The organism is Janibacter cremeus (genome assembly GCF_029395675.1).
Lineage (GTDB): Bacteria > Actinomycetota > Actinomycetes > Actinomycetales > Dermatophilaceae > Janibacter > Janibacter cremeus_A.
In genome coordinates this window covers 928031-951565 of the sequence record NZ_CP115184.1, presented here as the reverse complement: position 1 = coordinate 951565, position 23535 = coordinate 928031, and the positions used below count along the sequence as shown (strand labels likewise).

General features: G+C 71.1%; 24 protein-coding genes. 4 read left to right on the top strand and 20 right to left on the bottom strand.

Translation table 11 applies throughout. The annotated features are described in order from the left end of the window. Position 1: 1 nt before the first annotated feature. The 10 genes from O9K63_RS04365 to pdxT form a co-directional block, all read right to left on the bottom strand. Positions 2-2296 carry a RelA/SpoT family protein gene (locus O9K63_RS04365; protein WP_277240889.1) on the bottom strand — a complete coding sequence of 765 codons (2295 nt, stop codon included), beginning with the start codon at positions 2294-2296 and terminating at the stop codon, positions 2-4. 9 nt (positions 2297-2305) lie between these two features. After that, positions 2306-2833: an adenine phosphoribosyltransferase gene (locus O9K63_RS04360; protein WP_277240887.1), complete on the bottom strand. Its 528-nt coding sequence runs from the start codon at positions 2831-2833 to the stop codon at positions 2306-2308. Next, entirely contained in the window at positions 2833-4059 is a 1227-nt protein-coding gene (secF, locus tag O9K63_RS04355) for a protein translocase subunit SecF (RefSeq protein ID WP_277240885.1), read from the bottom strand. The genes O9K63_RS04360 and secF overlap by 1 nt, the downstream gene beginning before the upstream one ends. Further along, a complete protein-coding gene (gene secD, locus O9K63_RS04350; protein WP_277240883.1) occupies positions 4059-5945 on the bottom strand; it encodes a protein translocase subunit SecD in 1887 nt (628 codons plus the stop codon). The genes secF and secD overlap by 1 nt, the downstream gene beginning before the upstream one ends. A 1-nt stretch (position 5946) precedes the next feature. Beyond that, positions 5947-6246, bottom strand: a complete 300-nt coding sequence (yajC, locus tag O9K63_RS04345) for a preprotein translocase subunit YajC (RefSeq protein ID WP_277240881.1) — start codon at positions 6244-6246, stop codon at positions 5947-5949. A 137-nt stretch (positions 6247-6383) separates the two neighbouring features. After that, a complete protein-coding gene (gene ruvB / locus O9K63_RS04340; RefSeq protein WP_277240880.1) occupies positions 6384-7508 on the bottom strand; it encodes a Holliday junction branch migration DNA helicase RuvB in 1125 nt (374 codons plus the stop codon). Then, positions 7505-8104, bottom strand: coding sequence for a Holliday junction branch migration protein RuvA (gene ruvA, locus O9K63_RS04335; RefSeq protein ID WP_277240878.1), 600 nt, complete (start codon positions 8102-8104; stop codon positions 7505-7507). Before ruvA ends, ruvB begins: the two co-directional genes overlap by 4 nt. Beyond that, positions 8101-8637, bottom strand: coding sequence for a crossover junction endodeoxyribonuclease RuvC (gene ruvC / locus O9K63_RS04330; protein ID WP_277240877.1), 537 nt, complete (start codon positions 8635-8637; stop codon positions 8101-8103). Before ruvC ends, ruvA begins: the two co-directional genes overlap by 4 nt. A gap of 95 nt (positions 8638-8732) precedes the next feature. After that, positions 8733-9491, bottom strand: coding sequence for a YebC/PmpR family DNA-binding transcriptional regulator (locus tag O9K63_RS04325; protein WP_277240875.1), 759 nt, complete (start codon positions 9489-9491; stop codon positions 8733-8735). Between the two features lie 84 nt (positions 9492-9575). After that, the gene (gene pdxT, locus O9K63_RS04320) at positions 9576-10190 is read right to left on the bottom strand and encodes a pyridoxal 5'-phosphate synthase glutaminase subunit PdxT (RefSeq protein ID WP_277240873.1); all 615 of its coding nucleotides are present in this window, start codon (positions 10188-10190) and stop codon (positions 9576-9578) included. A gap of 118 nt (positions 10191-10308) precedes the next feature. On the opposite strand from pdxT, the gene O9K63_RS04315 reads away from it, so the two are divergent. After that, complete coding sequence (locus O9K63_RS04315) at positions 10309-10602, top strand: YtxH domain-containing protein (RefSeq protein WP_277240872.1); 294 nt, start codon at positions 10309-10311, stop codon at positions 10600-10602. Positions 10603-10639: 37 nt separating this feature from the next. Next, positions 10640-11674, top strand: coding sequence for a YihY/virulence factor BrkB family protein (locus tag O9K63_RS04310; protein ID WP_277240870.1), 1035 nt, complete (start codon positions 10640-10642; stop codon positions 11672-11674). A gap of 18 nt (positions 11675-11692) precedes the next feature. On the opposite strand, the gene pdxS is transcribed toward O9K63_RS04310, so the two are convergent. Continuing rightward, the gene (gene pdxS, locus O9K63_RS04305; protein WP_431190353.1) at positions 11693-12586 is read right to left on the bottom strand and encodes a pyridoxal 5'-phosphate synthase lyase subunit PdxS; all 894 of its coding nucleotides are present in this window, start codon (positions 12584-12586) and stop codon (positions 11693-11695) included. 123 nt (positions 12587-12709) lie between these two features. Here pdxS and O9K63_RS04300 point away from each other — a divergent pair, with 123 nt between their 5' ends. Beyond that, positions 12710-14047 (top strand): aminotransferase class I/II-fold pyridoxal phosphate-dependent enzyme, encoded by a 1338-nt coding sequence (locus tag O9K63_RS04300; protein WP_277240868.1) that lies wholly within the window; start codon positions 12710-12712, stop codon positions 14045-14047. Positions 14048-14057: 10 nt separating this feature from the next. On the opposite strand, the gene O9K63_RS04295 is transcribed toward O9K63_RS04300, so the two are convergent. The 6 genes from O9K63_RS04295 to thrS all read right to left on the bottom strand — a co-directional run bounded on the left by O9K63_RS04295 (position 14058) and on the right by thrS (position 20003). Beyond that, positions 14058-14630, bottom strand: coding sequence for a hypothetical protein (locus tag O9K63_RS04295; RefSeq protein ID WP_277240866.1), 573 nt, complete (start codon positions 14628-14630; stop codon positions 14058-14060). Beyond that, positions 14627-15808, bottom strand: coding sequence for a glycosyltransferase family 4 protein (locus tag O9K63_RS04290; protein ID WP_277240864.1), 1182 nt, complete (start codon positions 15806-15808; stop codon positions 14627-14629). Before O9K63_RS04290 ends, O9K63_RS04295 begins: the two co-directional genes overlap by 4 nt. Beyond that, on the bottom strand, positions 15805-16737 hold the full coding sequence (locus tag O9K63_RS04285; protein WP_277240862.1) for a phosphatidylinositol mannoside acyltransferase: 933 nt from the start codon (positions 16735-16737) through the stop codon (positions 15805-15807). Before O9K63_RS04285 ends, O9K63_RS04290 begins: the two co-directional genes overlap by 4 nt. Continuing rightward, complete coding sequence (gene pgsA / locus O9K63_RS04280; protein ID WP_277240861.1) at positions 16734-17360, bottom strand: phosphatidylinositol phosphate synthase; 627 nt, start codon at positions 17358-17360, stop codon at positions 16734-16736. The genes O9K63_RS04285 and pgsA overlap by 4 nt, the downstream gene beginning before the upstream one ends. Positions 17361-17424: 64 nt before the next feature. Beyond that, a complete protein-coding gene (locus O9K63_RS04275) occupies positions 17425-17982 on the bottom strand; it encodes an HIT family protein (protein WP_277240859.1) in 558 nt (185 codons plus the stop codon). A 2-nt stretch (positions 17983-17984) separates the two neighbouring features. Next, positions 17985-20003: a threonine--tRNA ligase gene (gene thrS, locus O9K63_RS04270; RefSeq protein WP_277240857.1), complete on the bottom strand. Its 2019-nt coding sequence runs from the start codon at positions 20001-20003 to the stop codon at positions 17985-17987. An 81-nt stretch (positions 20004-20084) separates the two neighbouring features. On the opposite strand from thrS, the gene O9K63_RS04265 reads away from it, so the two are divergent. Beyond that, on the top strand, positions 20085-20813 hold the full coding sequence (locus O9K63_RS04265) for an MOSC domain-containing protein (protein ID WP_277240855.1): 729 nt from the start codon (positions 20085-20087) through the stop codon (positions 20811-20813). 7 nt (positions 20814-20820) lie between these two features. Here the strand turns inward: O9K63_RS04265 and O9K63_RS04260 are convergent, their stop codons facing one another. The 3 genes from O9K63_RS04260 to O9K63_RS04250 form a co-directional block, all read right to left on the bottom strand. Next, positions 20821-21183 (bottom strand): VOC family protein, encoded by a 363-nt coding sequence (locus tag O9K63_RS04260; protein WP_277240853.1) that lies wholly within the window; start codon positions 21181-21183, stop codon positions 20821-20823. 124 nt (positions 21184-21307) lie between these two features. Further along, positions 21308-22177 (bottom strand): MaoC/PaaZ C-terminal domain-containing protein, encoded by an 870-nt coding sequence (locus O9K63_RS04255; protein ID WP_277240851.1) that lies wholly within the window; start codon positions 22175-22177, stop codon positions 21308-21310. Next, the gene (locus O9K63_RS04250; protein WP_277240850.1) at positions 22177-23514 is read right to left on the bottom strand and encodes a 3-oxoacyl-ACP reductase; all 1338 of its coding nucleotides are present in this window, start codon (positions 23512-23514) and stop codon (positions 22177-22179) included. The genes O9K63_RS04255 and O9K63_RS04250 overlap by 1 nt, the downstream gene beginning before the upstream one ends. Positions 23515-23535: the final 21 nt, after the last annotated feature.

Genomic DNA, 23535 nt, shown 5'->3' with positions numbered 1-23535 from the left:
GTCAGTCCTTGCTCGGCAGCTGGCCGCCGGTGATGCGGAAGGCGTCGAAGACCGACTCGGTCCGCTTGACCTGCTGGATGACGTGGCTGAGGTGGCCGGTGTCACCCATCTCGAAGGTGAACCGCAGGATCGCCACGCGGTTGCGCGAGGTGTGCACGGTGGCGGAGAGGATGTTCACCCCGGACTCCGACAGCACCCGGGTGACGTCGGAGAGCAGCGCGGACCGGTCGAGTGCCTCGACCTGGACCTGCACGAGGAAGAGGCTGGAGCTGCTCGGGGCCCACTCGACCTCGATGAACCGCTCGGACTCCTTGCGCAACGACTTGGCGTTCGTGCAGTCGGTGCGGTGCACGGAGACACCGTTGCCCCGGGTGATGAAGCCCATGATCTCGTCGCCGGGCACCGGGGTGCAGCACTTGGCGAGCTTGACCCACATGTCGTCGACGCCCTTGACGACGACGCCCGGGTCGGTGCCGCTGCGGCGGTGCCGGGGAGGTCCGGGCAGGGTGGCCTCGGCCAGGTCCTCGGTGGCCCCGTCCTCGCCACCCACGGCGGCGATGAGTCGGGAGACCACGTGCTGCGCGGACACGTGCCCCTCCCCGACCGCTGCGTAGAGGCCGTCGACGTCCTGGCGCCGCAGCTCGCTCGCGACGGAGGTGAGGCTCTCCACGGTGAGGATGCGCTGCAGCGGGAGGTTCTGCTTGCGCACGACCTTGGCGATGGCCTCCTTGCCGGAGTCGACCATCTCCTCCCGGCGCTCCTTGGTGAACCACTGCTTGATCTTGTTGCGCGCCCGGGCGGACCGGACGAAGTTGAGCCAGTCGCGCGAGGGCCCGGCGCCCTCGGCCTTGGAGGTGAGGATCTCGACCGCGTCGCCGTGGTCCAGGGCGGAGTCCAGGGGCACCAGGCGACCGTTGACGCGGGCACCGATGCACCGGTGACCGACCTCGGTGTGCACCGCGTAGGCGAAGTCCACCGCCGTGGAGCCGGCCGGGAGGGCGATGACCTGACCCTTGGGGGTGAAGGCGTAGACCTCGTTGGTGCTGATCTCGTAACGCAGGGAGTCCAAGAACTCGCTGGGGTCCGCGGTCTCACGCTGCCAGTCCAGCAGCTGGCGCAGCCACGCCATCTCGCCGACCTGACCGTCCTCGACGACCTGGCCGCTGTCCGCGCGTGCCTGGTCCTTGTACTTCCAGTGCGCCGCGACGCCGTACTCGGCCCGGCGGTGCATCTGGTGGGTGCGGATCTGGATCTCGACCGGCTTGCCCTGCGGACCGATGACGGTCGTGTGCAGGGACTGGTACATGTTGAACTTCGGCAGCGAGATGTAGTCCTTGAACCGCCCGGGAAGGGGGTTCCACCGGGCGTGCAGCGCGCCGAGTGCGGCGTAGCAGTCACGGACGGTGTCGACGAGGACGCGCACCGCCACCAGGTCGTAGATCTCGCCGAACTCCCGACCGCCGACGATCATCTTCTGGTAGACCGAGTAGTAGTGCTTCGGGCGGCCGGTGACCGTCGCCTTGATCCTCGCCTCGCGCAGGTCCAGCACGACCTGCGACCGCACGGTGGCGAGGTACTCCTCCCGGGCCGGGGCACGCTCGGCGACGAGGCGCACGATCTCCTCGTAGACCTTGGGGTAGAGGGTCGCGAAGGACAGGTCCTCCAGCTCCCACTTGATGGTGTTCATCCCGAGGCGGTGCGCCAGCGGGGCGTAGATCTCGAGTGTCTCCTGAGCCTTGCGCTGGGCGGACTCCGCCGACACGTAGCGCCAGGTCCGGGCATTGTGCAGCCGGTCGGCGAGCTTGATGACGAGGACCCGGATGTCCCGGGCCATGGCGACGATCATCTTGCGCACGGTCTCGGCCTGCGCGCTCTCGCCGTAGGTGACCTTGTCCAGCTTGGTCACGCCGTCGACGAGCTTGGCGACCTCTGCCCCGAACTCCTCCTCGAGGTCCTCGAGGCTGTAGTCGGTGTCCTCGACCGTGTCGTGGAGCAGGGCGGCCGCGAGGGTCAGCGGGGTCATCCCCAGCTCGGCGAGGATGGTCGTGACGGCGAGCGGGTGCGTGATGTACGGGTCGCCGCTCTTGCGGCGCTGCCCCTGGTGCTTCTGCTCGGCGACGTCGTAGGCGCGCTCGATGATGGACAGGTCGGCCTTCGGGTGGCTCTGCCGCACGATCGTCAGCAGCGGGTCGAGCACGCCGGGAGTGGCTGCCCGGCCACTCCCGATCCGGGCCAAGGACGCGCGCGCCAACGACCGTGCGGAGAACCCGCCGGTGCTCGTGTTGCGCTCGCTCATGAAGAGAGCCTAGACGCTGGCAAGACTCCGCACGGTACGGCCCTCCAGGAGCGCGCGACCATCGAGGGCCACGATCTCCGTCAGGACCTCCACCGCGACGACGGTGCCCCCGCACTGCTCGAGGAGTCGGCAGGCGGCGGCTGCCGTGCCCCCGGTCGCCAGGACGTCGTCGACCACGAGCACCCGAGCGCCGTCGGGCAGGTCCCCGGCATGGACCTCGACGCGCGCGCTCCCGTACTCCAGCTCGTAGTCCACACCGACGGTGGGACCGGGCAGCTTGCCGGCCTTGCGCACCGGCAGGAAGCCGACGCCGAGGTGCAGCGCGACCGCCGCCCCGAAGATGAAGCCCCGCGCCTCGAGACCCGCGACCATGTCGACCTGGCCCCGGTAGGGGTCCGCGTGGGCCCGGACCGCCTCGGCGAGGAGCCCACCGTCCGCGAGCACCGGAGTGATGTCCTTGAACGTCACCCCCGGCTCCGGGAAGTCCTCGACCTCGCGCATGGTCGCCAGGATCCGCTCGGCCAGGCTGTCGGACATCAGCCCCTCCGCCGGTTCCGGGGCGTCTTCTTCGGTTGGTTGCGCGGTCCCGACGACTGGGCGTACTTGTGCACCGTGCGCCCGGTGACCGTCTGGGCGCCACTGTCGGCGGGTGCGGCGGCATCCCCCGTCACGGTCGACGAGGGGCCGCTCACCCCCTTCGCCGCCGAGGACGCGCTCGCGGGTCCACCGACGGGTGCCGGCTCGGGCTCGGAGGCAGCGCGGCGCTCCTCGTCCCGTCGCCGCAGGGCCTCGGACCTCTCCGCGTCCTCGGCGAGCAGGACCACCTCTGGGTCCTTGCGGCGCAGGTCCACCAGCAGGGGCGTGGCGATGAAGATCGAGGAGAGCGCACCCACCGTCATACCGATGAAGAGCGCCAGGGACAGGTCGAGGAGCGTGCCGGGACCGAGGTAGGCGAATCCGATGACGAGCACGGCGATGATCGGCAGCACGGCGATGACCGTCGTGTTGATCGAGCGCACGAGCGTCTGGTTCACGGCGAGGTTGGCTGCCGCGGCGAAGCTCTTGCGCCGGTTCGAGAAGGCCGCGCGGGTGTTCTCCTTGACGTGGTCGAAGACGACGACCGTGTCGTAGAGGGAGTAGCCCAGGACCGTGAGGAAGCCGATGAGCGTCGCCGGGGAGACCTCGAAGCCGACCCACGTGTAGATCCCGACCGTGATGAGCATGTCGTGCGCGAGGGCGACCATCGAGGAGACGGCCATCTTCCAGTTGCGGTAGTACAGCGTCATCATCAGCGTCGTCAGCAGCAGGAAGACCACGAGGGCCCGCAGTGCCTCCTGGCTCACCGATGCACCCCACGAGGGACCGATGAGGTTCGAGCTGATGTCCTCCGACTGCACGTCGAAGGACTCGGCCAGCTCACCGGTGACGTCGCGGATCTCCGCGGCCTCGAGCTCCTCGGTCTGGACCCGCACGATGTCCCCACCGATGGTGGAGATGTTCGCCGACGCGGTCGGTCCGGTGACCTCGCGGACCGCCTGCGTCGCCCGGGACTCGTAGTCGTCGGGTGCCTGCTGGGTGGCCACCCGGAACTCCGAGCCGCCGGTGAACTCCAGCGAGAAGTTCAACGGGCGCACGACGAAGCCGAGCGCGGCGATCACCATGATGACCGCCGAGACCTTGTACCAGGTCCTGGAACGGCCGACGAAGTCGAAGGACCGTCGGCCCGTGTAGAGGTCGTTGCCCCAGTCCGCCAAGCGACTCATCAGGCGGTCCCTCCTGCCGGGCGGACGGCCGGGTCGATGTCGACCTGGCCGCGGCCGCGATAGCGCAGCTTGGCCTCGCGCAGCGTGTTCACGTCGAAGCCGGACCAGGGGTGGCCGGAGGCGAAGAACTTGTTCCGCGCGAGGATCGTGAGCATCGGGTGCGTGAAGAGCCAGAAGATCGCCAGGTCGATCAGGGTCGTCAGGCCGAGGGTGAAGGCGAAGCCGCGCACCCCGGAGCTGGCGAGGACGTACAGGACGACCGCGGCGATGACGTTGACGCCGTCTGCCACGAGGATCGTGCCCTTGGCCCGGGCCCACCCGGCCTCGACCGCGGCACGCAGGTTGCGCCCTTCGCGCAGCTCGTCCCTGACTCTCTCGAAGTAGACGATGAAGCTGTCGGCGGTGACACCGATGGCGATGATCAGACCTGTCACCCCGGCCATGTCGAGGCGATAGTTGTACCCCCACGACAGCAGGGCGATGGCGAGATAGGTGATACCGAAGGCGACGACCATCGACCCCACGACGACGCTGGCCAGCGCGCGGTACTGCAGGAGCGCGTACCCCAGCACGATGAAGAGACCGATGATGCCGGCGATGATGCCCAGTCGCAGCTGCTCGGAGCCGAGCGTCGGGCTGATGTCCTGACGCGTCTGCAGGTCGAAGGACATCGGCAGCGCACCGAACTTCAGCGACTGCGCCAGGGAGCGGGCCTCCTCGATGTCGAAGCCGGTGATGCTCGCCCGTCCGCTCGGGATGGCCTCGTTGAATCCGGGCGCGATGAGCACCTGCGAGTCGAGCACGGCCGCCAGGGCGTTGTAGGACGCCGGGGGGTTGACCGGCGACGCGGAGTTGAGCGGCTGCATGCCGACCATCTCCGTGGAGACCTCCTTGTACGCCTCGCGCCCCTCGTCCGTGAGCGTCAGCGAGATCTCGGGGGTGTTGGTCTGGGCCCCCTGCGGGCTGACCTGGTACCCGGCCTCCGCGTCGGCGATGTCCTTGCCGGGCACGACCACGGGCCCGAGCACGTACTTCAGCTGTCCGTCCTGCCCGCAGGCGACGATCGGGTCCTTCGTCTGCACGGGGGCCTGCTCCGGCGGCTTCGAGCAGTCGAGCTCCTGGAACTTCTCCCACAGCTCCTTGGAGACGTGGTTCGGGTCCATCGGGCCGGTCGGCTCGCCGGACGGGCTCCAGTCGATGCCCGCAGCCGGGTCCTGGACCGCCGGGCTCTCGCTCTGCGAGGCGCTGGGGTCGTCGGCGGGCCTCTTCTCCTCCGACGCGGACGACGCGTCGGAGGTGGGCTCCTCGGTCGGCTCGGACGCGGCCTCGACGGACTGCGCGCCGCCGTCGGAGGTCTCGCCGTCGGATGCCTTCTCGTCCGAGGTCGACGCGTCGTCACCGGCCCCCGAGGTCGGCGACTCGCCCCCCGAGGTCGGCGACTCGGTGCCCGACGGGGTCGGCTGGCCAGCCTGCGGGCTGCCCAGCGCCGTGGCCAGGACCGGCCGGAACTGCATCTGCGACGAGGCCGAGATGGCCTCCTCCTGCTCCTCGGTCAGGGAGCCGGGCACGGCGACGACGATGTTGGTGTCGCCCTGCGTGGTCACCTCGGCACCCGTCGTGCCCTGGGAGTCGATGCGCTGGACGATGATGTCGCGGGCCTGGGAGAGCTGCTCCGGGGAGACCTCCTCGCCCTCCACCCGGGGCTCGAGGATGATCTGCGTGCCCCCGGCCAGGTCCAGGCCCAGTCGGGGGGCCCACGTGGCGCTATCCCTGACGACGCCGTACCCCAGAGCCCCGATGAGCACGAAGATGCCCACGAAGAGCCAGATCAGGGTGCGGGTGGCGTTGTCCTTGCGGGCGGCGTCCTTGCTGCGACGAGCCTCCACGTCAGTCCTGCCCGTTGTCGGTGGATGCCTCGGCGCCGGTCTCCGCCTTCATCCCGATGGCCCGCCGGTCGAGGGTGAGCACCGTGCCGGGTGCGACCTCGAGGCGGACACGGTCCGTGTCCAGGTCGGTGATCCGTCCGAGGATGCCCGAGGTCGTGAAGACCTCGTCACCCACCTGCAGGGATGCGGAGAACTCCGCCATGGTGCGCTGACGCTTCCTGGCCGAGTACAGCATGAAGCCGATGAGCAGCAGCGGGAGGACGAGCAGGAGCAGGCTGGCGGTCTGCGAGCCTTCGTTCATGAGTGGGACTTCCTGGGTCGGGACCGATCGGTCAGGGCGACGTCACAGTGGCTCGGGAGCCCCCGAGCCAATGGCCGAGTCTAATCAGGCCACCGGGGTGACCAACGGGTAGGCCGGTGGCGGGGTTCCGCCGGCCGTCATCCGAGGCGTCCGGCCTCGGGGTCGTCGGGCAGGGGAAGGGGGGTCTGCGCCCCTGCCGGAGGGGTGAGACCGAGGTGCTCCCACGCCGCCGGCGTCGCGATGCGACCCCTGGGGCTGCGCACCACGTACCCCTGACGCACCAGGTACGGCTCCGCCACCGTCTCGACGGTGTCCGTCTCCTCACCCACGGAGACCGCGAGCGTGGACAGGCCGACCGGCCCTCCGCCGAAGCGGCGGCACAGGGCGTCCAGGACCGCGCGGTCGAGCCGGTCGAGGCCGATCTCATCGACGTCGAAGAGGGCCAGGGCCCGGTGGGCCGCGTCGAGCCCGACCCTGCCGGTGCCGTGGACCTGGGCCCAGTCCCGCACCCGCCGCAGCAGCCGGTTGGCCACGCGCGGCGTCCCGCGGGAGCGCCGGGCGATCTCGGCCAGGGCGTCGGCATCCGCCTCGACCTCCAGCAGGCCCGCGCTGCGGGCCAGGATCTGCTCCAGGTCGGCGTCGTCGTAGTAGTCGAGGTGACCGGTGAAGCCGAAGCGGTCTCGCAGGGGCGCCGGCAGCAGCCCGGCGCGGGTCGTCGCCCCCACGACGGTGAAGGGGGGCAGCTCCAGCGGGATGGCCGTCGCGCCCGGGCCCTTGCCGACGATGACGTCGACCCGGAAGTCCTCCATCGCGAGGTAGAGCATCTCCTCCGCGGGGCGCGACATCCGGTGGATCTCGTCGAAGAAGAGCACCTCGCCCTCGGTCAGGGAGGACAGGACCGAGGCGAGGTCGCCGGCGTGCTGGATCGCCGGACCCGACGTGACGCGGATCGGCTGCTCGAGCTCCGCGGCGACGATCATCGCCAGCGTGGTCTTGCCCAGACCGGGCGGGCCGGAGAGCAGCACGTGGTCCGGGGGCGCGCCGCGCAGTCGGGCGGCCTCGAGGACGAGACCGAGCTGGTCGCGCACCTTCGGCTGGCCCGGGAAGTCGGCCAGGCGACGCGGCCGCAGGGCCGCCTCGACGACGCCGTCGTCGTCGGTGCCCGCGGCGTCGACGATCCGGGCGGTCGCATCGTAGGACCCGTCGTCCTCGCGGGGGTCGTCCTCGGCGACGCGGATCTCGGAGCTGAAGCCGTCGCTCATCGCGCCAGCACCTGCAGGGCCGCCTTGAGGGCGGTGGAGACATCGGCCGGGGCGCTCTCGCCGCCCTCCCGGGAGACCTTGTCGACCGCATCGGCGGACTGCTTGGCCGAGTACCCGAGGCCGACCAGCGCCTCGGTGACCGGGTCCTGCCAGCCGCCCGAAACGGCGGGCGCCGCCGTCGCGGCCGCACCGGGCACCTCGGGCAGCTTGCCGCGCAGCTCGAGGGCGATGCGCTCCGCCCCCTTCCTGCCGATGCCCGGGACCTTGGTCAGGGTGGTGATGTCGTCGGCGGCGACGGCCGTGGCCAGCTCCTCGGGACTGAGGACGGACAGCAGGGCCATGGCCACGCGGGGCCCGACCCCGGTGACGGTCTGGGCGAGCTCGAAGGTGTCGCGCTCCCCCACCGCGGAGAAGCCGTAGAGGGTCATCGAGTCCTCGCGCACGACCATGCTCGTCGCCAGCTCCACCTCGGCCCCGTGGCGGCAGCCGGCCGCGACGGCCGGGGGAGTGTGCACGAGCAGTCCGACGCCGTGGACGTCGACGACGATCCGGTCCAGCCCCACGTGGCTCGCGGTCCCCCGCAGCGAGGCGATCATCGGGCGGCCACCGCCCGCTGGCGGGCCCTCTCGCCGGCCGCGGCCAGCTCCCGCCGGGCCTGACCGCTCCCCCGCCACTGGTGGCAGATCGCGAGGGCGAGCGCATCGGCCGCGTCCGCCGGCCGGGGTGCCTCGTCGAGGGTGAGGATGCGCGTGACCATCGTGGTCACCTGCGCCTTGTCGGCCCGACCGGACCCGGTGACCGCGGCCTTGACCTCGGTGGGCGTGTGGAGGACGACGGGCAGACCGCGGCGGGCCCCGGCGAGCAGGACGAGGCCGCTGACCTGCGCGGTGGTCATGACGGTCGGCACGTGGTCGGCCGCGTACACCCGCTCGAGGGCGATCGCCTCGGGGTCGAAGCGGTCCAGCCAGGCGTCGAGCTGGTCCTGGATGTAGGCCAGCCGGTCGCCGGCCGAGCGCTGCGCGCTCGTGCGCACCACACCGACGGCCACCATGCGCAGGTCACGGGCCTGGCCGTCGACGACGCCGAGGCCGCACCGGGTCAGCCCCGGGTCCACGCCGAGCACGCGCACGGGGACCTCCTCGATCGCTTCGGGCGCTCCGAGTAGAACACCTGTTCTAGGACACTACGGGTCGACGGTCGGCTGACGACCGTCGACACGCCGCCTCACTCCTGGGAGTCGAGCTGGGCGAGCACCTCGTCCGGGACGTCGCCGTTGGTGTAGACGTTCTGCACATCGTCGCTGTCCTCGAGCGCCTCGACGACCCGGATCATCTTCTTGGCGCCCTCCAGGTCGAGGGGGACCTCGATGCTGGGGAGGAAGACGGCCTCGGCGGAGTCGTAGTCGACGTCGGCCTCCTGCAGCGCGGTGCGCACGTCGACGAAGTTCGTCGCCTCGGAGACGATCTGCCACGAGTCCCCGTAGTCGTTGATCTCCTCGGCGCCGGCCTCGAGGACGATCTCGAGCAGCTCCTCGTCGGACCTCTCCGCCTTGGGCACCATCACGACGCCCCGGCGGTTGAAGAGGTAGGCGACGGAGTTCGGGTCGGCGAGGTTTCCCCCGTTGCGCGAGAGGGCGGTGCGCACCTCCGTCGCGGCGCGGTTCTTGTTGTCGGTGAGGCACTCGATGAGGACGGCGACGCCACCTGGCGCGTAGCCCTCGTAGGTGATGGCCTCCCAGTTGGAGCCACCGGCCTCGGCCCCGGAGCCGCGCTTGACCGCCCGGTCGATGTTGTCGTTGGGGACGGAGTTCTTCTTCGCCTTCTGGATGGCGTCGTAGAGCGTCGGGTTGCCTGCCGGGTCACCGCCGCCCGTGCGGGCGGCCACCTCGATGTACTTGATCAGCTTGGCGAAGAGCTTGCCGCGCTTGGCGTCGATCGCCGCCTTCTTGTGCTTCGTGGTTGCCCACTTGGAGTGGCCGGACACGTAGGTCTCCTCGGTGTGGCTGGCAGTTGGTCCGATCGACGATCCTACGCCCCGTCCGCGGGGCGACGCGCACGTTCGGGCGCCTCAGCGCGCGGCGCGGACCATCTCGACGAACCGGGCGTGGAGCCGGTGGTCGCCGGTGACCTCCGGGTGGAAGCTCGTCGCCAACAGGTTCCCCTGCCGCACGACGACGGGCCGGGTTCCTCCCTTCGCCTCCACCGCGGCGAGCACCTCGACCCCGCCACCCCACTCCTCGACCCACGGGGCGCGGATGAAGACCGCGCGCACCGGACCGCCGGCCACCCCGCGCACCTCGAGGTCGCACTCGTGGGAGTCGACCTGGCGGCCGAAGGCATTGCGCCGCACGGTGACGTCCAGACCCCCGAGGGTCTGCTGGCCCGGGCGGCCGTCGAGGACGCGGTCGGCGAGCAGGATCATCCCGGCGCAGCTGCCGTAGACCGGCATCCCGTCGGCGATCCGGGAGCGAAGGGGGTCACGCAGCCCGAAGATCCGGCTCAGCTTGTCGATCGTCGTGGACTCACCACCGGGGATCACGAGGCCGTCGACCTCGGCGAGCTCGCGGGGGCGGCGCACGGCCGTGGTGGTCACTCCCGAGGACTCGAGGGCCGCGCGGTGCTCACGGACGTCGCCCTGGACGGCGAGCACACCGATCACGAGTCGGTCCTGACGAGGGGGCACGGCCGGAAGACTACGTCCACCGGCCGGGGCAGCGCCCGTCGGCCGGAGGGTTTCGGCGCACCGGTCCGGGGGTAGGGCTGGAGGGAACGTCACCACGCGACCTGTTGGAGGAAGTGTCATGGGAAAGATCACGCTGTTGGTCGGCGCTGGGATCGGCTACGTGCTCGGCACGAGGGCCGGTCGTCAGCAGTACGACAAGATGGTCGCCGAGGCGCGCAAGGTCTGGCGCGACCCACGCGTGCAGGACAAGGCCGCCCGCGCCCAGCACGCCGCCGACGATGCGGCCCACCGGGCCCAGGACAAGGTCTCCTCCACGGTGGAGGAGCGTCTCGGGAAGGGGTCTGACGGCACCGGCCCCTCCTCCACCACCACCCCGGGATCACCGCCCGCGACGGCCGGTCCCGGTGCCTGAGCGAGGGAGTTCCGTGCGAGACGAGCGAAGGAGTTCTGTGCGAGACGACGCACGGGAGGTCCCCCCGGAGGATTCGCGCAAGCCCGATGGGCCCGGCGACATCGAGAAGCCGACGCTGCGCTACGTCGTCCGCAAGACGGTGCGCGAGTTCCTGGAGGACGGCTGCACCGACCTCGCTGCCGCGCTGACCTACTACGCCGTGCTGGCTGTGTTCCCGGCGTTCATCGCCCTGATGTCGCTCATCGGCCTCCTGGGTCAGGGACCGAGGACCGTCGAGACCATCCTGCGCATCGTGCGGCAGACGGCCGGGTCGTCGGTGGCGGACACGCTCGAGCCGATCCTCACGTCGTTGTCCCAGACGCCCGGGGCGGGGCTGGCCCTCGTCCTGGGTCTCGCCGGCGCCCTGTGGTCGGCCTCCGGGTACGTCAACGCCTTCTCCCGGGCGATGAACCGGGTGTACGAGATCACCGAGGGGCGGCCGATCTGGAAGTTGCGACCGGTGATGATCCTGATCACCCTCGTGCTGATCGTGCTCATCGCACTCGTCCTCATCGCCCTCGTGGTCTCCGGACCGGTGGCGACGTCGATCGGCTCGGCACTGGGCCTGGGGTCCGTTGTGGTCACGGTGTGGCAGATCGCCAAGTGGCCGGTCCTGCTGGCCGTGGTGGTCCTGATCGTCGCTCTGCTGTACTACACGACACCGAACGTGAAGCCGCCCAAGTTCCGCTGGATGAGTCCCGGCGCGTTGCTGGCGATCCTCGCGTGGATCCTCGCCTCGATCGGCTTCGGCTTCTACGTGGCCAACTTCTCGTCCTACAACGCCACGTACGGATCCGTGGCCGGTGTGATCGTCTTCCTCCTGTGGCTGTGGATCACCAATGTGGCCCTGCTCTTCGGGGCGGAGTTCGATGCCGAGCTCGAGCGTGGCCGTCAGCTGCAGGCCGGGATGCCGGCCGAGGAGGAGATCCAGCTGCCGCCCAGGGACACCACCGGGATCGAGAAGGCGGAGGCCAAGCACGCCGAGGACGTCGAGCGGGGCGCCCGGCTGCGGCGGGGCCACAGGAACCGCTGAGGCGGGCGACCGCTCCGGTCACCAACCCCGCTCGGCCAGCCGGTGCGGCTGGGGGAGGTCGTCGACGTTGATGCCGACCATGGCCTCCCCCAGGCCGCGGGAGACCTTGGCGAGCATGTCCGGGTCGTCGTGGAAGGTCGTGGCCCGGACGATCGCCGCGGCCCGCTCGGCCGGGTTCCCGGCCTTGAAGATGCCCGAGCCGACGAAGACCCCCTCCGCACCGAGCTGCATCATCATCGCGGCGTCGGCCGGCGTGGCGATGCCACCGGCGGTGAAGAGCACGACGGGCAGCGCGCCCCGCGTCGCGACCTCCTTGACCAGGTCGAAGGGGGCCTGCAGCTCCTTCGCGGCCACGTAGAGCTCGTCCTCGGCGAGGGTCTGCAGGCGTCGGATCTCGGCACGGATCGAGCGCATGTGGGTCGTGGCGTTGGAGACGTCACCGGTGCCGGCCTCCCCCTTCGAGCGGATCATCGCCGCACCCTCCGTGATGCGCCGCAGGGCCTCACCGAGGTTGGTCGCTCCGCAGACGAAGGGGACGGTGAAGTTCCACTTGTCGATGTGGTTGGCGTAGTCGGCCGGCGTGAGGACCTCCGACTCGTCGATGTAGTCGACACCCAGCGACTGCAGCACCTGCGCCTCGACGAAGTGGCCGATGCGGGCCTTGGCCATGACGGGGATCGAGACGGCCTCGATGATGCCGTCGATCATGTCCGGGTCACTCATCCGCGAGACGCCGCCCTGAGCACGGATATCGGCAGGCACCCGCTCGAGCGCCATGACCGCGACCGCGCCGGCGTCCTCGGCGATCTTCGCCTGCTCGGGCGTGACCACGTCCATGATCACGCCGCCCTTGAGCATCTCGGCCATGCCGCGCTTGACGCGGGCGGTCCCGGTGGTGGTGTCACTGCTCATGATTCGCTCCTCGTCCGGCCGCGGCTACGGCACCGATTATTGATCTAGGCCATAAATTACCACGGCACAGGCCAATGCACGGCGAGGCGTCCGGGAGGCGCCGGGACGACCTAGACTCGGCCCGTGGGTACTGAGGCAGGGACGCTGATCACCGGGGGCACGGCCGCAGAGATCGCCGACAGCGTGCGGGCCCTGGTCGAGCGCGGTCACCTCTCCCCCGGCGAGGTGCTGCCGCCGGTGCGCTCCCTGGCCGAGCATCTGGGGGTCAACCGCAACACCGCGGTGGCGGCCTACCGGACGCTGGCCCGGTCCGGGGTCGTCGTGTCCCAGGGTCGCGCCGGCACGCGTGTCGCCCAGCGCTCGCAGGTCCCCCAGGAGGGCTTCGCCGCGGCCGGATCGCTGCGCGATGTCGGCACCGGCAACCCCGACCCCGACCTGATCCCCGACCTGGGACCGGCGCTCGCGACGGCAGCGGGACGGGGGCACGTGCTCTACGGCGAGCCCACCATCGACCGCGACCTCAAGGCCTGGGCACGGGAGTGGATCGCGCCCGACGTGCCGGCGAACCCCCGGGACCTGCACCTGACCCTCACCAGTGGCGCCGTCGACGCCGTGGAACGACTGCTGGCCCAGGCACTCCTGCGCGATGACACCGTGGCCCTCGAGGATCCGTGCTTCCTGGCGAGCATCCACCTCGCCCAGCTCGGGGGCTACCGGGCCGTGCCCGTACCCGTCGACGCCGAGGGCATGACCGTCGACGGTCTCCGCACGGCCCTCGACCAGGGCGCCCGGGCCGTCGTGAGCACCCCCCGCGCCCAGAACCCCACCGGCGCGTCGCTGAGCGCACGGCGCGCGGCAGCGCTGCGGGAGGTCCTGGCGCCGCACCCCTACGTGCTCGTCATCCAGGACGACTACTTCTCCTACCTCTCCCGCCGGCCCTTCCACTCGATCGTCGGCCCCGACCACCAGCGCTGGGCACTCGTGCGCTCGGTCTCGAAATTCGCCGGGCCGGACATGTGCCTCGCCGTGACGGCCTGCGACGCGGAGACGGCAGCACGCCTGGAGCTGCGGCTCAGCCCGGGCACCACGTGGGTCAGCCACCTGCTGCAGCGGGTCACGCACTCGGTCATGACCGACGAGTCCGCCCTGTCGCTCATCGAGCGGGCCGGCGCGCACTACGCCGAGCGCAACGCCTCCTTCGCCGACCTGCTCACGCAACGAGGCCTGCCGGTGGAGGCGGGCGACGGGATGAGCCTGTGGGTCCCCCTTCCCGTGCCGGCGCGGGACGTGGCCGAGCGGCTGACCCGCCGTGGCTGGCTCGTGCGCACCGGCGACGAGTTCCGCCTGGAGCAGAGCGAGGAGCCCTCCCACCACCTGCGGCTGACCGTGCACGACCTCGCCGAGCGCGAGGCGGCCGCACTGGCGAGCGACCTCACGGAGGCGGTGGACGAGGCGCGCTGACCGGCAGGAGTCAGCGGGAGGGCAGCGCGTCGTCGAACTCCACCGTCTGCGGCAGCGTCGCGTGACCCGCCAGGCGGAAGAGGCGCACGACGGGCTTGGCCCGCACGCGCTGGACCTCCTTGACCGCGTCGTTGTGGAAGCGACGTGCCAGCTGCACGCGCAGACCCGCTGCGCGCAGCCGCTCCAGGGCGGCCGCGCCGGTCCCCCCGGCCTCCTCGATCTCCGCGACGACCTCGGGTGGCAGCGCCGCGTGGATCACCTCGGTCAGCTCGCTCTCCACTCCCTCACGACCGGCGAAGTGCTGGCCCTCGAGCGGGTCCGCCGCGAAGGTGTGCTCGTTGACCCGCTCCAGCGAGCCACTCGCTGCCCCGACGAGCAGCAGCGCGGACGCCGGGTCCAGTGCGCCGCTGTTGGCCAGCTCGAGGGTCGCCTCGGCACGGCGCACGATGTGGGCGTCGAGGGCGGAGAGGGCCCCCTCGACCTTCGCGTGGAGCCGGTCCAGACGGGCGGCGCTGTAGGAGAGGTACCACGCGAGGGCCAGCAGCAGGCCGACGACGACGGCGATCCAGGCGAGGGTGGTCATCCGGCGCCTCCCGCCCGGCTGCGGCCGGGCCGCAGCCGGGTGACCTCGGGACGGACGGCCGTGGCGTCCAGCACGGTCTCGTACACCGCCAGGATCTCCTCGGCGACGACCTCCCAGTCGAAGGTCGCAGCCCGCTCCCGCCCGAGGTCGCTGAGTACCCGCCGACGGTCACCGTCGGACAGCAGCTCCACGGCCATCTCCGCGAGGTCGTCAGCGCGGCCGGTCGTGAAGGTCGCACCGGCCATGCCGGTGCGACCTCCCTCGAGCACCCGTCGGAAGGCCGCGAGGTCGCTCGCGAGCACCGGGGTACCCGCGGCCATCGCCTCGACGAGCACGATGCCGAAGCTCTCGCCACCGGTGTGCGGAGCGATGTACAGGTCGGCCGACGCCAGTGCGCTCGCCTTGTCCTCGTCGGAGAGGACGCCGAGGAACTCGGTCGCCTCGACGACCCTCTCCGGCAGTCGTGCCCGGGCGGCCTGGCCGCTGCCCGGGCCGATGACGAGCAGTCGCGCCCCCGGGATCGCGTCGAGGATCCGGGGCATCGCCTCGGCGAGGACGGGTAGGCCCTTGCGGGGCTCGTCGAGTCGACCGAGGAAGACGAGGGTGGGCTCCCCCGGTCGGCCGCCCCACTGCGCCCTCGTCCCGGCGTGCGCGAAGACGGATGTGTCGACGCCGTTGGGGATGACGACGGCGTCCCCGCCGATGTGCGTGGTCACGGTCCGGCGGGCGTCCTCGGACACGGCGATGCGACCGTGGATCTTCTCCAGCGAGGGGCGCAGGAGCGGGGAGGCCGCCTGCATGACGCGTGAGCGGACGTTGGAGGTGTGGAAGGTGGCGACGACGGGCACCTCCGCGGCCCAGAGGGCGAGCATCGACAGGCTGGGGGCGAGGGGCTCGTGGAGGTGCAGCACGTCGAAGTCGCCCTCGTCGAGCCAGCGCCCCACCTTCGCCGCGGCGACCGGGCCGAAGAGCAGCCGCGCCGTCGAGCCGTTGTAGCGGATGGGCACCGCCCGCCCGGCCGGCACGACGTACTCGGGCAGCTGCGTGCCCACCTCCGCGGGCGCCAGCACGGAGGCGTGGTGCCCCTCCCGCCGGAGGTACTCGGCCAAGTCGCGGATGTGGAACTGCACCCCCCCGGGCACGTCGAAGGAGTAGGGGCTGACGAGTCCGATCCTCATGCGGCCCTCCGGCGGTCGTCGGCACGGCCGTCGAGGTCCTCGACGAAGACCCGCTGCATCATGTGCCAGTCCTGGGGGTGCTCCGCGACGGCCGCACCGAGGGCGTCGGCGCAGGACTGGGTGACCCGCTGCACCGCTCGGGGTGTCCCGGCCGGCGGCACGTCGACGGCGTCGTGGATCGTGATGACCATCCCCCACTCACGGCCGACACGCTCGTGCCGCAGGGTGACCGGGTAGAGCCGGTACCCGCTCCCGACCGCGAGGGCGGCGGGTCCGGCGGCCATCCGGGCGGGGTGGCCGCACAGCCGGACCTCGACCCCCGTGTCCGACAGGTCCCGGTCCGCGAGCAGGGGCATGACGACCGGCTCGCCGCTGTCGAGCTGGGCGCGGAGGACGTCGAAGGTGCCCTTCTGCGCCGGCAGGATCCGCATGCCCAGTCCCTCGCGGTAGTCGAGGAAGGCGTGGAACATCTCCTCCGGCTCGAGGCGCTCGGCGACCGTGACCACCGGCCCCAGGTGGCGGGCGCACCAGACCCCGGCGAGGTCCCAGTTGCCGGTGTGCCCGAGGAAGCACAGCACCGGACGCCCGGCGACCAGCTCGGCCTTCAGCTGCGGCATCGCACCCTCCCACCGCACGAGGCGGTCGACGTCCTCCCCACGGAGCGCCGGGAGGCGGAAGGCCTCGACGTAGTAGCGCAGGGCGGCGCGGACCCCCTTCGCCGTGATCTTCTGCAGCTCGTCCTCGCCCAGGTCGGGACGCACCCGGGCGTAGTTGGCGCGGAGCCGCTGCACGGGCGGACCGTCGGCGGAGGTGGCACGGTCCGCGGCGACGTCGAAGAGCCGGTAGGCCAGCGGGGCCGGGAGGAGGCGGAGCACCCGCCACCCCAGGAGGAAGGCGATGACGGTCAGCCGCTGCCGGAACCGGCTCACGGCGATGCGGCGGCGGAGCCTGCGCCTGCCTGCCGGCGCACGACGAGGACCCGCTGGATGACGGTGACGAGGCTGGCGACGGCGAGCAGTGCCAGGACCACCTTGAGAACGACCTCGGGCAGGCCCAGGCCGACGAGGCCGGTCGTCACGAGGGCGGTCACGAGACGGTCGGCCCGCTCGGCGATGCCGACGTCGGCGCGCATGCCCAGGCCCTCCGCGCGTGCCCGGGCGTAGGAGACGAGGCTGCCCAGGACGAGGCAGGCCAGCGCGAGCCAGGCCATCACGCGGTCGTCGCCGCCCTGGAAGAACCAGATCGCCAGACCGGCGAAGATCGCGGCGTCACCCATCCGGTCGAGTGTCGAGTCGAGGAAGGCTCCCCAGGTGCCGGAGCGACCGAGCTGGCGGGCCATGATGCCGTCGACCGTGTCGGAGAAGACGAAGGCGGTGATCACGAGGACCCCGACGAGCAGCTCGCCCCGCGGGAAGAAGACCAGCGCGCCGAGGCAGACCCCGAGGGTGCCGATGATCGTCACGATGTCGGGACTGATGCCCAGACGGAGCAGCAATCTCGCCACTGGCGTCAGGATCCGGGTGGCGGTCGCGCGCGCGTATCGATTGAGCATCTCGGGCAACAGGGTAACCGGCCCACGGAGTCGTCCCGCCGCGACGCACCGAGCGTGGGGTCGGTCAGTCGCTCGGCCAGGCCGCGGCGAGGGCGGCTCGGGCATCCTCCAGGAGGATGGGCAGTGCCTTGGTCTGGGCGATGATCGGCAGGAAGTTCATGTCACCGCCCCAGCGCGGGATGACGTGCTGGTGCAGGTGGGCGGCGACCCCCGCGCCCGCGACCGCGCCCTGGTTCATCCCGATGTTGAAACCGTGCGGCTGCGAGGTCTCCTGCAGCGTGCGGATGACGGTCTTGGTCATCGCCGTGAACTCGGCCGTCTCCTCGTCGGTGAGGTCGACGTACAGCGAGACGTGCCGGTAGGGGCACACCAGGACGTGCCCGGCGTTGTACGGGAAGAGGTTCATCACGACGAAGCCGGTCTCCCCGCGGTGGACGACGAGCCCCTCCGCGTCCTCCTTGTCGGGGGCCACGCAGAAGGGACAGCCGTCACCGGCCTCCTCGCTCGGCCGCTCGCCGGTGACATAGGCCATCCGGTGCGGCGTCCAGAGACGGTCGAAGCCGTCGGGCACACCGGCGAAGGAGCGCTCGTCCTCGACGGGGAACTCGTTGCGGTCACCCATCGTCAGTCCGTCGCGGGTGCGGTGGTGACCTGGTCCTTGCCCTCGATGGCCGCGAGGACCTTGGCGATCGCGGCCTCGACCGGCACGCCGTTCTCCTGCGAGCCGTCGCGGTAGCGGAAGGAGACGGCGTGGTTGCCCCGGTCCTCCTCCCCGGCGATGAGGGTGAAGGGCACCTTGGACTTGCTGGCGTTGCGGATCTTCTTCGGGAACCGGTCGTCGCTCTCGTCGAGCTCGACCCGGATGCCCTCGGCCCTCATCCGCGACAGCACGTCCCAGAGGTAGTCGTTGTACTCCTCGGCGACCGGGACACCGAGCACCTGGACGGGGCTCAGCCACACGGGGAAGGCACCGGCGTAGTGCTCGACGAGGACGCCGATGAAGCGCTCGATGGAGCCGAACTTCGCCGAGTGGATCATCACCGGCTGCTGGCGGGAGCCGTCCGCCGCCTGGTACTCGAGGGCGAACCGGTCCGGGGAGGGCTGGTTGAAGTCGTACTGGATCGTGCTCATCTGCCAGGTCCGGCCGATGGCGTCGCGTGCCTGCACGGAGACCTTGGGGCCGTAGTAGGCGGCGCCACCCGGGTCGGGCACGAGCTCGAGGCCGGTCTCGGAGCAGACCTGCTCGAGCACCGCGGTCGCCTCGGCCCAGTCCTCGTCGGAGCCGATGAACTTGGTGCTCCCCTCCCCCTCGTCGTCCCGCGTGGACAGCTCGAGGTAGAAGTCGTTCAGGCCGAAGTCCCGCAGCAGGCCGAGGATGAAGTCGAGCAGGTGGCGGATCTCGTCCGGCGCCTGCTCCTTGGTGACGTAGGAGTGGCTGTCGTCCTGGGCGAAGCCGCGCACGCGCGTCAGGCCGTGGATGACGCCGGACTTCTCGTGGCGGTAGACGTGCCCGAACTCGAAGAGGCGCAGCGGCAGCTCGCGGTAGGAGCGCTGCTTGCTGCGGTAGATGAGGTTGTGCATCGGGCAGTTCATCGCCTTGAGGCGGTAGTCCATCCCGTCCACGTCGAAGGGGGGATACATCCCCTCCCCGTAGTACGGCAGGTGCCCCGAGGTGTGGAAGAGCCCCTCCTTGGCGATGTGCGGCGTCCCGACGTACTCGAAGCCCTCCTCGATGTGCCGCCGACGGACGTAGTCCTCCATCTCCCGCTTGATCACCCCACCCTTGGGGTGGAAGACGGGCAGGCCGGAGCCGATCTCGTCCGGGAAGGAGTACAGGTCGAGCTCGCGACCGAGCTTGCGGTGGTCACGCTTCTCGGCCTCGGCGAGCCGGTCGAGGTAGTCCTTCAGCTCGGCCTTGGTGGGCCAGGCCGTGCCGTAGATGCGCTGCAGCTGTGGGTTCTTCTCGCTCCCGCGCCAGTACGCCGCGGCGGAGCGCATCACCTTGAAGGCATTGCCGAGCAGCTTGGTGCTCGGGATGTGCGGGCCGCGGCACAGGTCGCCCCACGCCACGGAGCCGTCCCGGCGCAGGTTGTCGTAGATCGTCAGCTGGGCCCCGCCCACCTCGACCTCGGCGCCCTCACCATAGGACTCGGGCGCGTCGCCCTTGCCCTTGAGGCCGATGAGCTCGCACTTGTACGGCTCGTGCGACAGCTCCGCGAGGGCCTCCTCGTCGCTGACCTCGCGACGGTGGAAGGCCTGGCCCTCGTTGATGATCTTCTGCATCGCCTTCTCGAGGGCCTTCAGGTCCTCGGGGGTGAAGGGCTCCTCCACGTCGAAGTCGTAGTAGAAGCCGTCCCGGATGGGTGGGCCGATCCCGAGCTTGGCCGTGGGGTGGACCTGCTGGACGGCCTGCGCGAGCACGTGGGCGCAGGAGTGACGCAGCACGTCGAGGCCGTCCTGCTCCTCGGCGGTGACCGGCTCGACGACGTCACCGTCGGCCAGGACGTGCGCCAGGTCCCGCAGCTCGCCCCCGACACGGGCCACGATGACGGACCGGTCGCCCTCGAAGACCTCCGCCGCCGTGGTGCCCGGGGCCACCGATCGCTCGTCTCCGGCGACGGTGATGGTGATCTGGGCAGGCACGATGGTTCTCCTGGGTCGGTGTCGATGGGTGTCCCGAGTGGGCACCCCACGAACTCTATCCTCGCTGGTTGACTGGGCCACATGCATATCGCCCGGATCGGCTACACCCCGCTCAAGGGTGCGCGGCACGTCGAGCAGCCCCGCGTGCGACTCGAGGAGAGCGGCCCGGTCGGCGACCGGGTCTTCTGCCTCGTCGACCCCCGCGAGGGCCGGGTGCTGCGCACCGTGGAGCACCCGCGCCTCGTGCTCGTGGACGCCGGCTGGGACGGCACCGTCCTCACGACGGCCACGCCCGAAGGGGGTGTGGTCACCGCGCCGCCGCGGCCCACCGGCGAGCAGCTGGCCTTCGAGTACTGGGGTCGGCAGGCCCGGGTCGAGCTGCAGGACTCCCCCCACGCCGAGCAGCTCGGGGACCACCTCGGCCGGCCGGTGCGTCTGGCCCGGGTGACCCGCCCCGGAGAGGTCGTCTACGCCGGGTCGGTGAGCCTGGCCAGCACCGGTGAGATCGCCGCGCTCGGCGAGTCGGACCCGGCCCGCTTCCGGGCGACCTTCGTGATCGACTCCGAGCGACTCCCGGGGCCCGGGACCGAGCTGACCCTCGGCCGGGCGGTCATCCGGGTGCGCTCCATGCTCCCCCGGTGCCGCGTCGTCGACATCAACACGGCCACGGGAGCGATGGACACCCGCCACCTGGGGACGCTGGCGGCTCGCCCGCGCCCGATCGGGGAGCTCCCGTTCGGGATGGACGCCGACGTGCTGGTCCCGGGCACCGTGCGCACCGGCGACCCCGTGTCGGACGCCGGCCGGTGAGGTCCCCTCAGACCTCGGTCGTGCCCTCGTACAGTCCGATGTGGTTGCCGTCCGGGTCTGCGAGGACCGCGTACCAGCTGGTCTCCGAGATCGGTGACTTCTCCATGACGACCGACCCGCCGGAGTCGGTGGCCTTCGCCAGGACCTCGTCGATGGAGTCGACCTCCACGTAGGAGCGGGGATGGGTGAATCCGTCCCCGCGCGGCGCGAGACCACCCCCACTGATCTTGTTGGGCGCCTGCCACATGGGATACCCCTCGTAGCCGGGCATCTCGGCGATCTGCCAGCCGAAGAGTCCGCTGTAGAACGCGCTGGCCCGGTCCGTGTCCGCGACCGGGATGTCGATGTGCGTGATGTCTCCGTGTGCCATCCCCCGAGCATCCCACCGCGAGGTGATCTCGATCACTCCCCGATCGCCGAGCGGTCGATCGCCGGACGCGTAGAAGGCCCGTCTCCTCTTGCGGGAGACGGGCCTTCGACGTGGATGCGGTGCGTCAGGACAGGGTCAGCACGAGGTGCTCGGTGGCCGGCTTGCGCGAGCTGCGCAGACCCGCGACGACGGAGCCGTCACGGGCGTCCTTCTCGATGACGAAGTCGACCTTCCCGGGCAGCAGCACCGGCTTCTTGAACCACACGTGGCTCGTCCCGGGGCCGCTCGTGACGGGACCGATCGCGGCGAGCGTGCGGGCGTAGGTCCACATGCCGTGCGCGATGGCCTTCGGGAAGCCCATCGCCCTTGCGGTGAGGGCGCTCATGTGGATCGGGTTGACGTCGCCGGAGACCAGCCCGTAGGTGCGGCCCAGGTCGCCCGGCAGGGACCACTTCGCCGCCGCGGGCCCCGTCGGGATCGACGGGGGCTGCTCACCCCGGTCGGCCTCGGCGTCACCCCGACCCCGGGCCAGGTAGGTGGAGCGTCCTTCCCAGACCCGCTCCCCCGCGACGTCGACCTCGGTGACGAGGTCGACCACCCGGCCCTTGGGGTGGGCGCGCAGGTTCTGCGCGGCGACGGTGATGTCGAGCTCCTCGTCGAAGCGGATCCCGCGGTGGACGGTGATGACGTTCTCGACGTGCACCATCCCCATGGCGGCCAGGGGGAAGTCCCCGGCCGTCATGATCAGCATCTGCAGCGGGAAGCCGACGACGTGCGGGTAGGTGTGGGGCAGCACGTCGGAGTTGCTGAACCCGCAGGTCCGCTCGTACTCGAGCAGGTCGTGCCGGTCGATCCGGTGCCCCGCCAGGCGCAGGGTCCGCTCGGGCAGGTCACCTGCGGGCCTCGGGCCCGGGACACCCGGCACCGAGGAGAGCGCGGCCTTCGCGTAGATCCTGCCCAGGGAGGGGACGGACGTGAGCGTCTCGACAGCCATCAGGCCCCCAGGATCATCTGGCCGCAGACGCGCACGACGTTGCCCGTCACGCCGCGGTTGGCGTCCCAGGAGAACCACCCGATGGTCTCGGCGACGTCGACCGGCAGCCCGCCCTGCGAGAGGGAGTTGGTCAGGCGGCCGACCTCGCGGGTGGCCAGCGGGATCTTCGCCGTCATCTCGGTCTCGATGAAGCCCGGTGCGACGGCGTTGACCGTGATGCCCTTGGCCACGACCTGCGGGTCGGTGGCCAGGCTCTTGGTCATGCCGATGACACCGGCCTTGCTCGCGCCGTAGTTCGTCTGCCCGCGGTTGCCGGCGATGCCGGCGATCGAGGAGACGTTGACGATGTGGCCACCCTCGTTCATGGCCGGGACGAGCACCTCGTTCATCGCCAGGATCGAGAGGAGGTTGACGTTGAGGACGGAGCCCCAACGGTCGGCGTCGGTGTTGACGAGGAGCTTGTCGCGGGTGATGCCGGCGTTGTGCACGACGATGTCGAAGCCGCCGTGCAGGCTCTTCGCATGGTCGACGATCTTGGCGCCGGCGTCCTCGGCGGTGACGTCGAGCTGGAGCGCCGAGCCACCGATCCGGTTGGCGACGTCTGCCAACGGGCCCCCGGCGGCCGGGATGTCGACGCACACGACCGTGGCGCCGTCGCGGGAGAGGGTCTCGGCGATGGCCGCACCGATGCCGCGGGCGGCTCCGGTGACGACGGCGACCTTGCCGGCCAGCGGCGCCTCCCAGCTCTCCGGGGCGACGACGTCACCGACGGGGGTGGCCACGTGGACGACCTGCCCCGAGACGTAGGCCGAGCGGCCCGAGAGGAGGAAGCGGATGGTGGCCTCCGCATCGGTGTCCGCGCCCTCGGCGACGTAGACCATGTTGGCCGTGCCGCCGGCGCGCATCTCCTTGCCGACCGAGCGCACGATGCCCTCGAGGGCGCGCCGGGCGGCTGCCTGGGCGACGTCCTCGGTGTCCCCGACCGGGCGACCGATGACGATGACGCGACCAGTCGGTGCGAGCGTCTTCAACGCCGGCGAGAGGATGCCGCGCAGGGTCTCGAGGTCGGCCGGGGTCTCCGCCCGGGTCATGTCGACGATCACGCCCGCGACGGAGGTCGACGGCGACGAGGCGATCTGGATGCCGTCCGCCGACAGCGCCTCGGTCAGCGCCGCCGCGACGGGGGCGTCCCCGTGGCCGGCGACGAGCACCGCGCCGTTGATGAGCGGGGCGCCGGCCGTGTGGCGGCGCAGGGTGGTCGGCCGGGGCAGGCCGAGGGTGTTGGCGATCTGCTTGCCCAGACCGGAGCTGACGAACTTGCCGTACTCGAATCCCATGGGGTTCTCCTTGATCTGCTT

Bases quoted from the DNA above. Each gene is read 5' to 3' on its own strand.
- O9K63_RS04365 (WP_277240889.1), bottom strand. From the start codon at position 2,296: ATGAGCGAGCGCAACACGAGCACCGGCGGGTTCTCCGCACGGTCGTTG.
- O9K63_RS04360 (WP_277240887.1), bottom strand. From the start codon at position 2,833: ATGTCCGACAGCCTGGCCGAGCGGATCCTGGCGACCATGCGCGAGGTC.
- secF (WP_277240885.1), bottom strand. From the start codon at position 4,059: ATGAGTCGCTTGGCGGACTGGGGCAACGACCTCTACACGGGCCGACGG.
- yajC (WP_277240881.1), bottom strand. From the start codon at position 6,246: ATGAACGAAGGCTCGCAGACCGCCAGCCTGCTCCTGCTCGTCCTCCCG.
- ruvB (WP_277240880.1), bottom strand. From the start codon at position 7,508: ATGAGCGACGGCTTCAGCTCCGAGATCCGCGTCGCCGAGGACGACCCC.
- ruvA (WP_277240878.1), bottom strand. From the start codon at position 8,104: ATGATCGCCTCGCTGCGGGGGACCGCGAGCCACGTGGGGCTGGACCGG.
- O9K63_RS04315 (WP_277240872.1), top strand. From the start codon at position 10,309: ATGGGAAAGATCACGCTGTTGGTCGGCGCTGGGATCGGCTACGTGCTC.
- pdxS (WP_431190353.1), bottom strand. From the start codon at position 12,586: ATGAGCAGTGACACCACCACCGGGACCGCCCGCGTCAAGCGCGGCATG.
- O9K63_RS04295 (WP_277240866.1), bottom strand. From the start codon at position 14,630: ATGACCACCCTCGCCTGGATCGCCGTCGTCGTCGGCCTGCTGCTGGCC.
- O9K63_RS04290 (WP_277240864.1), bottom strand. From the start codon at position 15,808: ATGAGGATCGGACTCGTCAGCCCCTACTCCTTCGACGTGCCCGGGGGG.
- pgsA (WP_277240861.1), bottom strand. From the start codon at position 17,360: ATGCTCAATCGATACGCGCGCGCGACCGCCACCCGGATCCTGACGCCA.
- O9K63_RS04275 (WP_277240859.1), bottom strand. From the start codon at position 17,982: ATGGGTGACCGCAACGAGTTCCCCGTCGAGGACGAGCGCTCCTTCGCC.
- O9K63_RS04265 (WP_277240855.1), top strand. From the start codon at position 20,085: ATGCATATCGCCCGGATCGGCTACACCCCGCTCAAGGGTGCGCGGCAC.
- O9K63_RS04260 (WP_277240853.1), bottom strand. From the start codon at position 21,183: ATGGCACACGGAGACATCACGCACATCGACATCCCGGTCGCGGACACG.
- O9K63_RS04255 (WP_277240851.1), bottom strand. From the start codon at position 22,177: ATGGCTGTCGAGACGCTCACGTCCGTCCCCTCCCTGGGCAGGATCTAC.
- O9K63_RS04250 (WP_277240850.1), bottom strand. From the start codon at position 23,514: ATGGGATTCGAGTACGGCAAGTTCGTCAGCTCCGGTCTGGGCAAGCAG.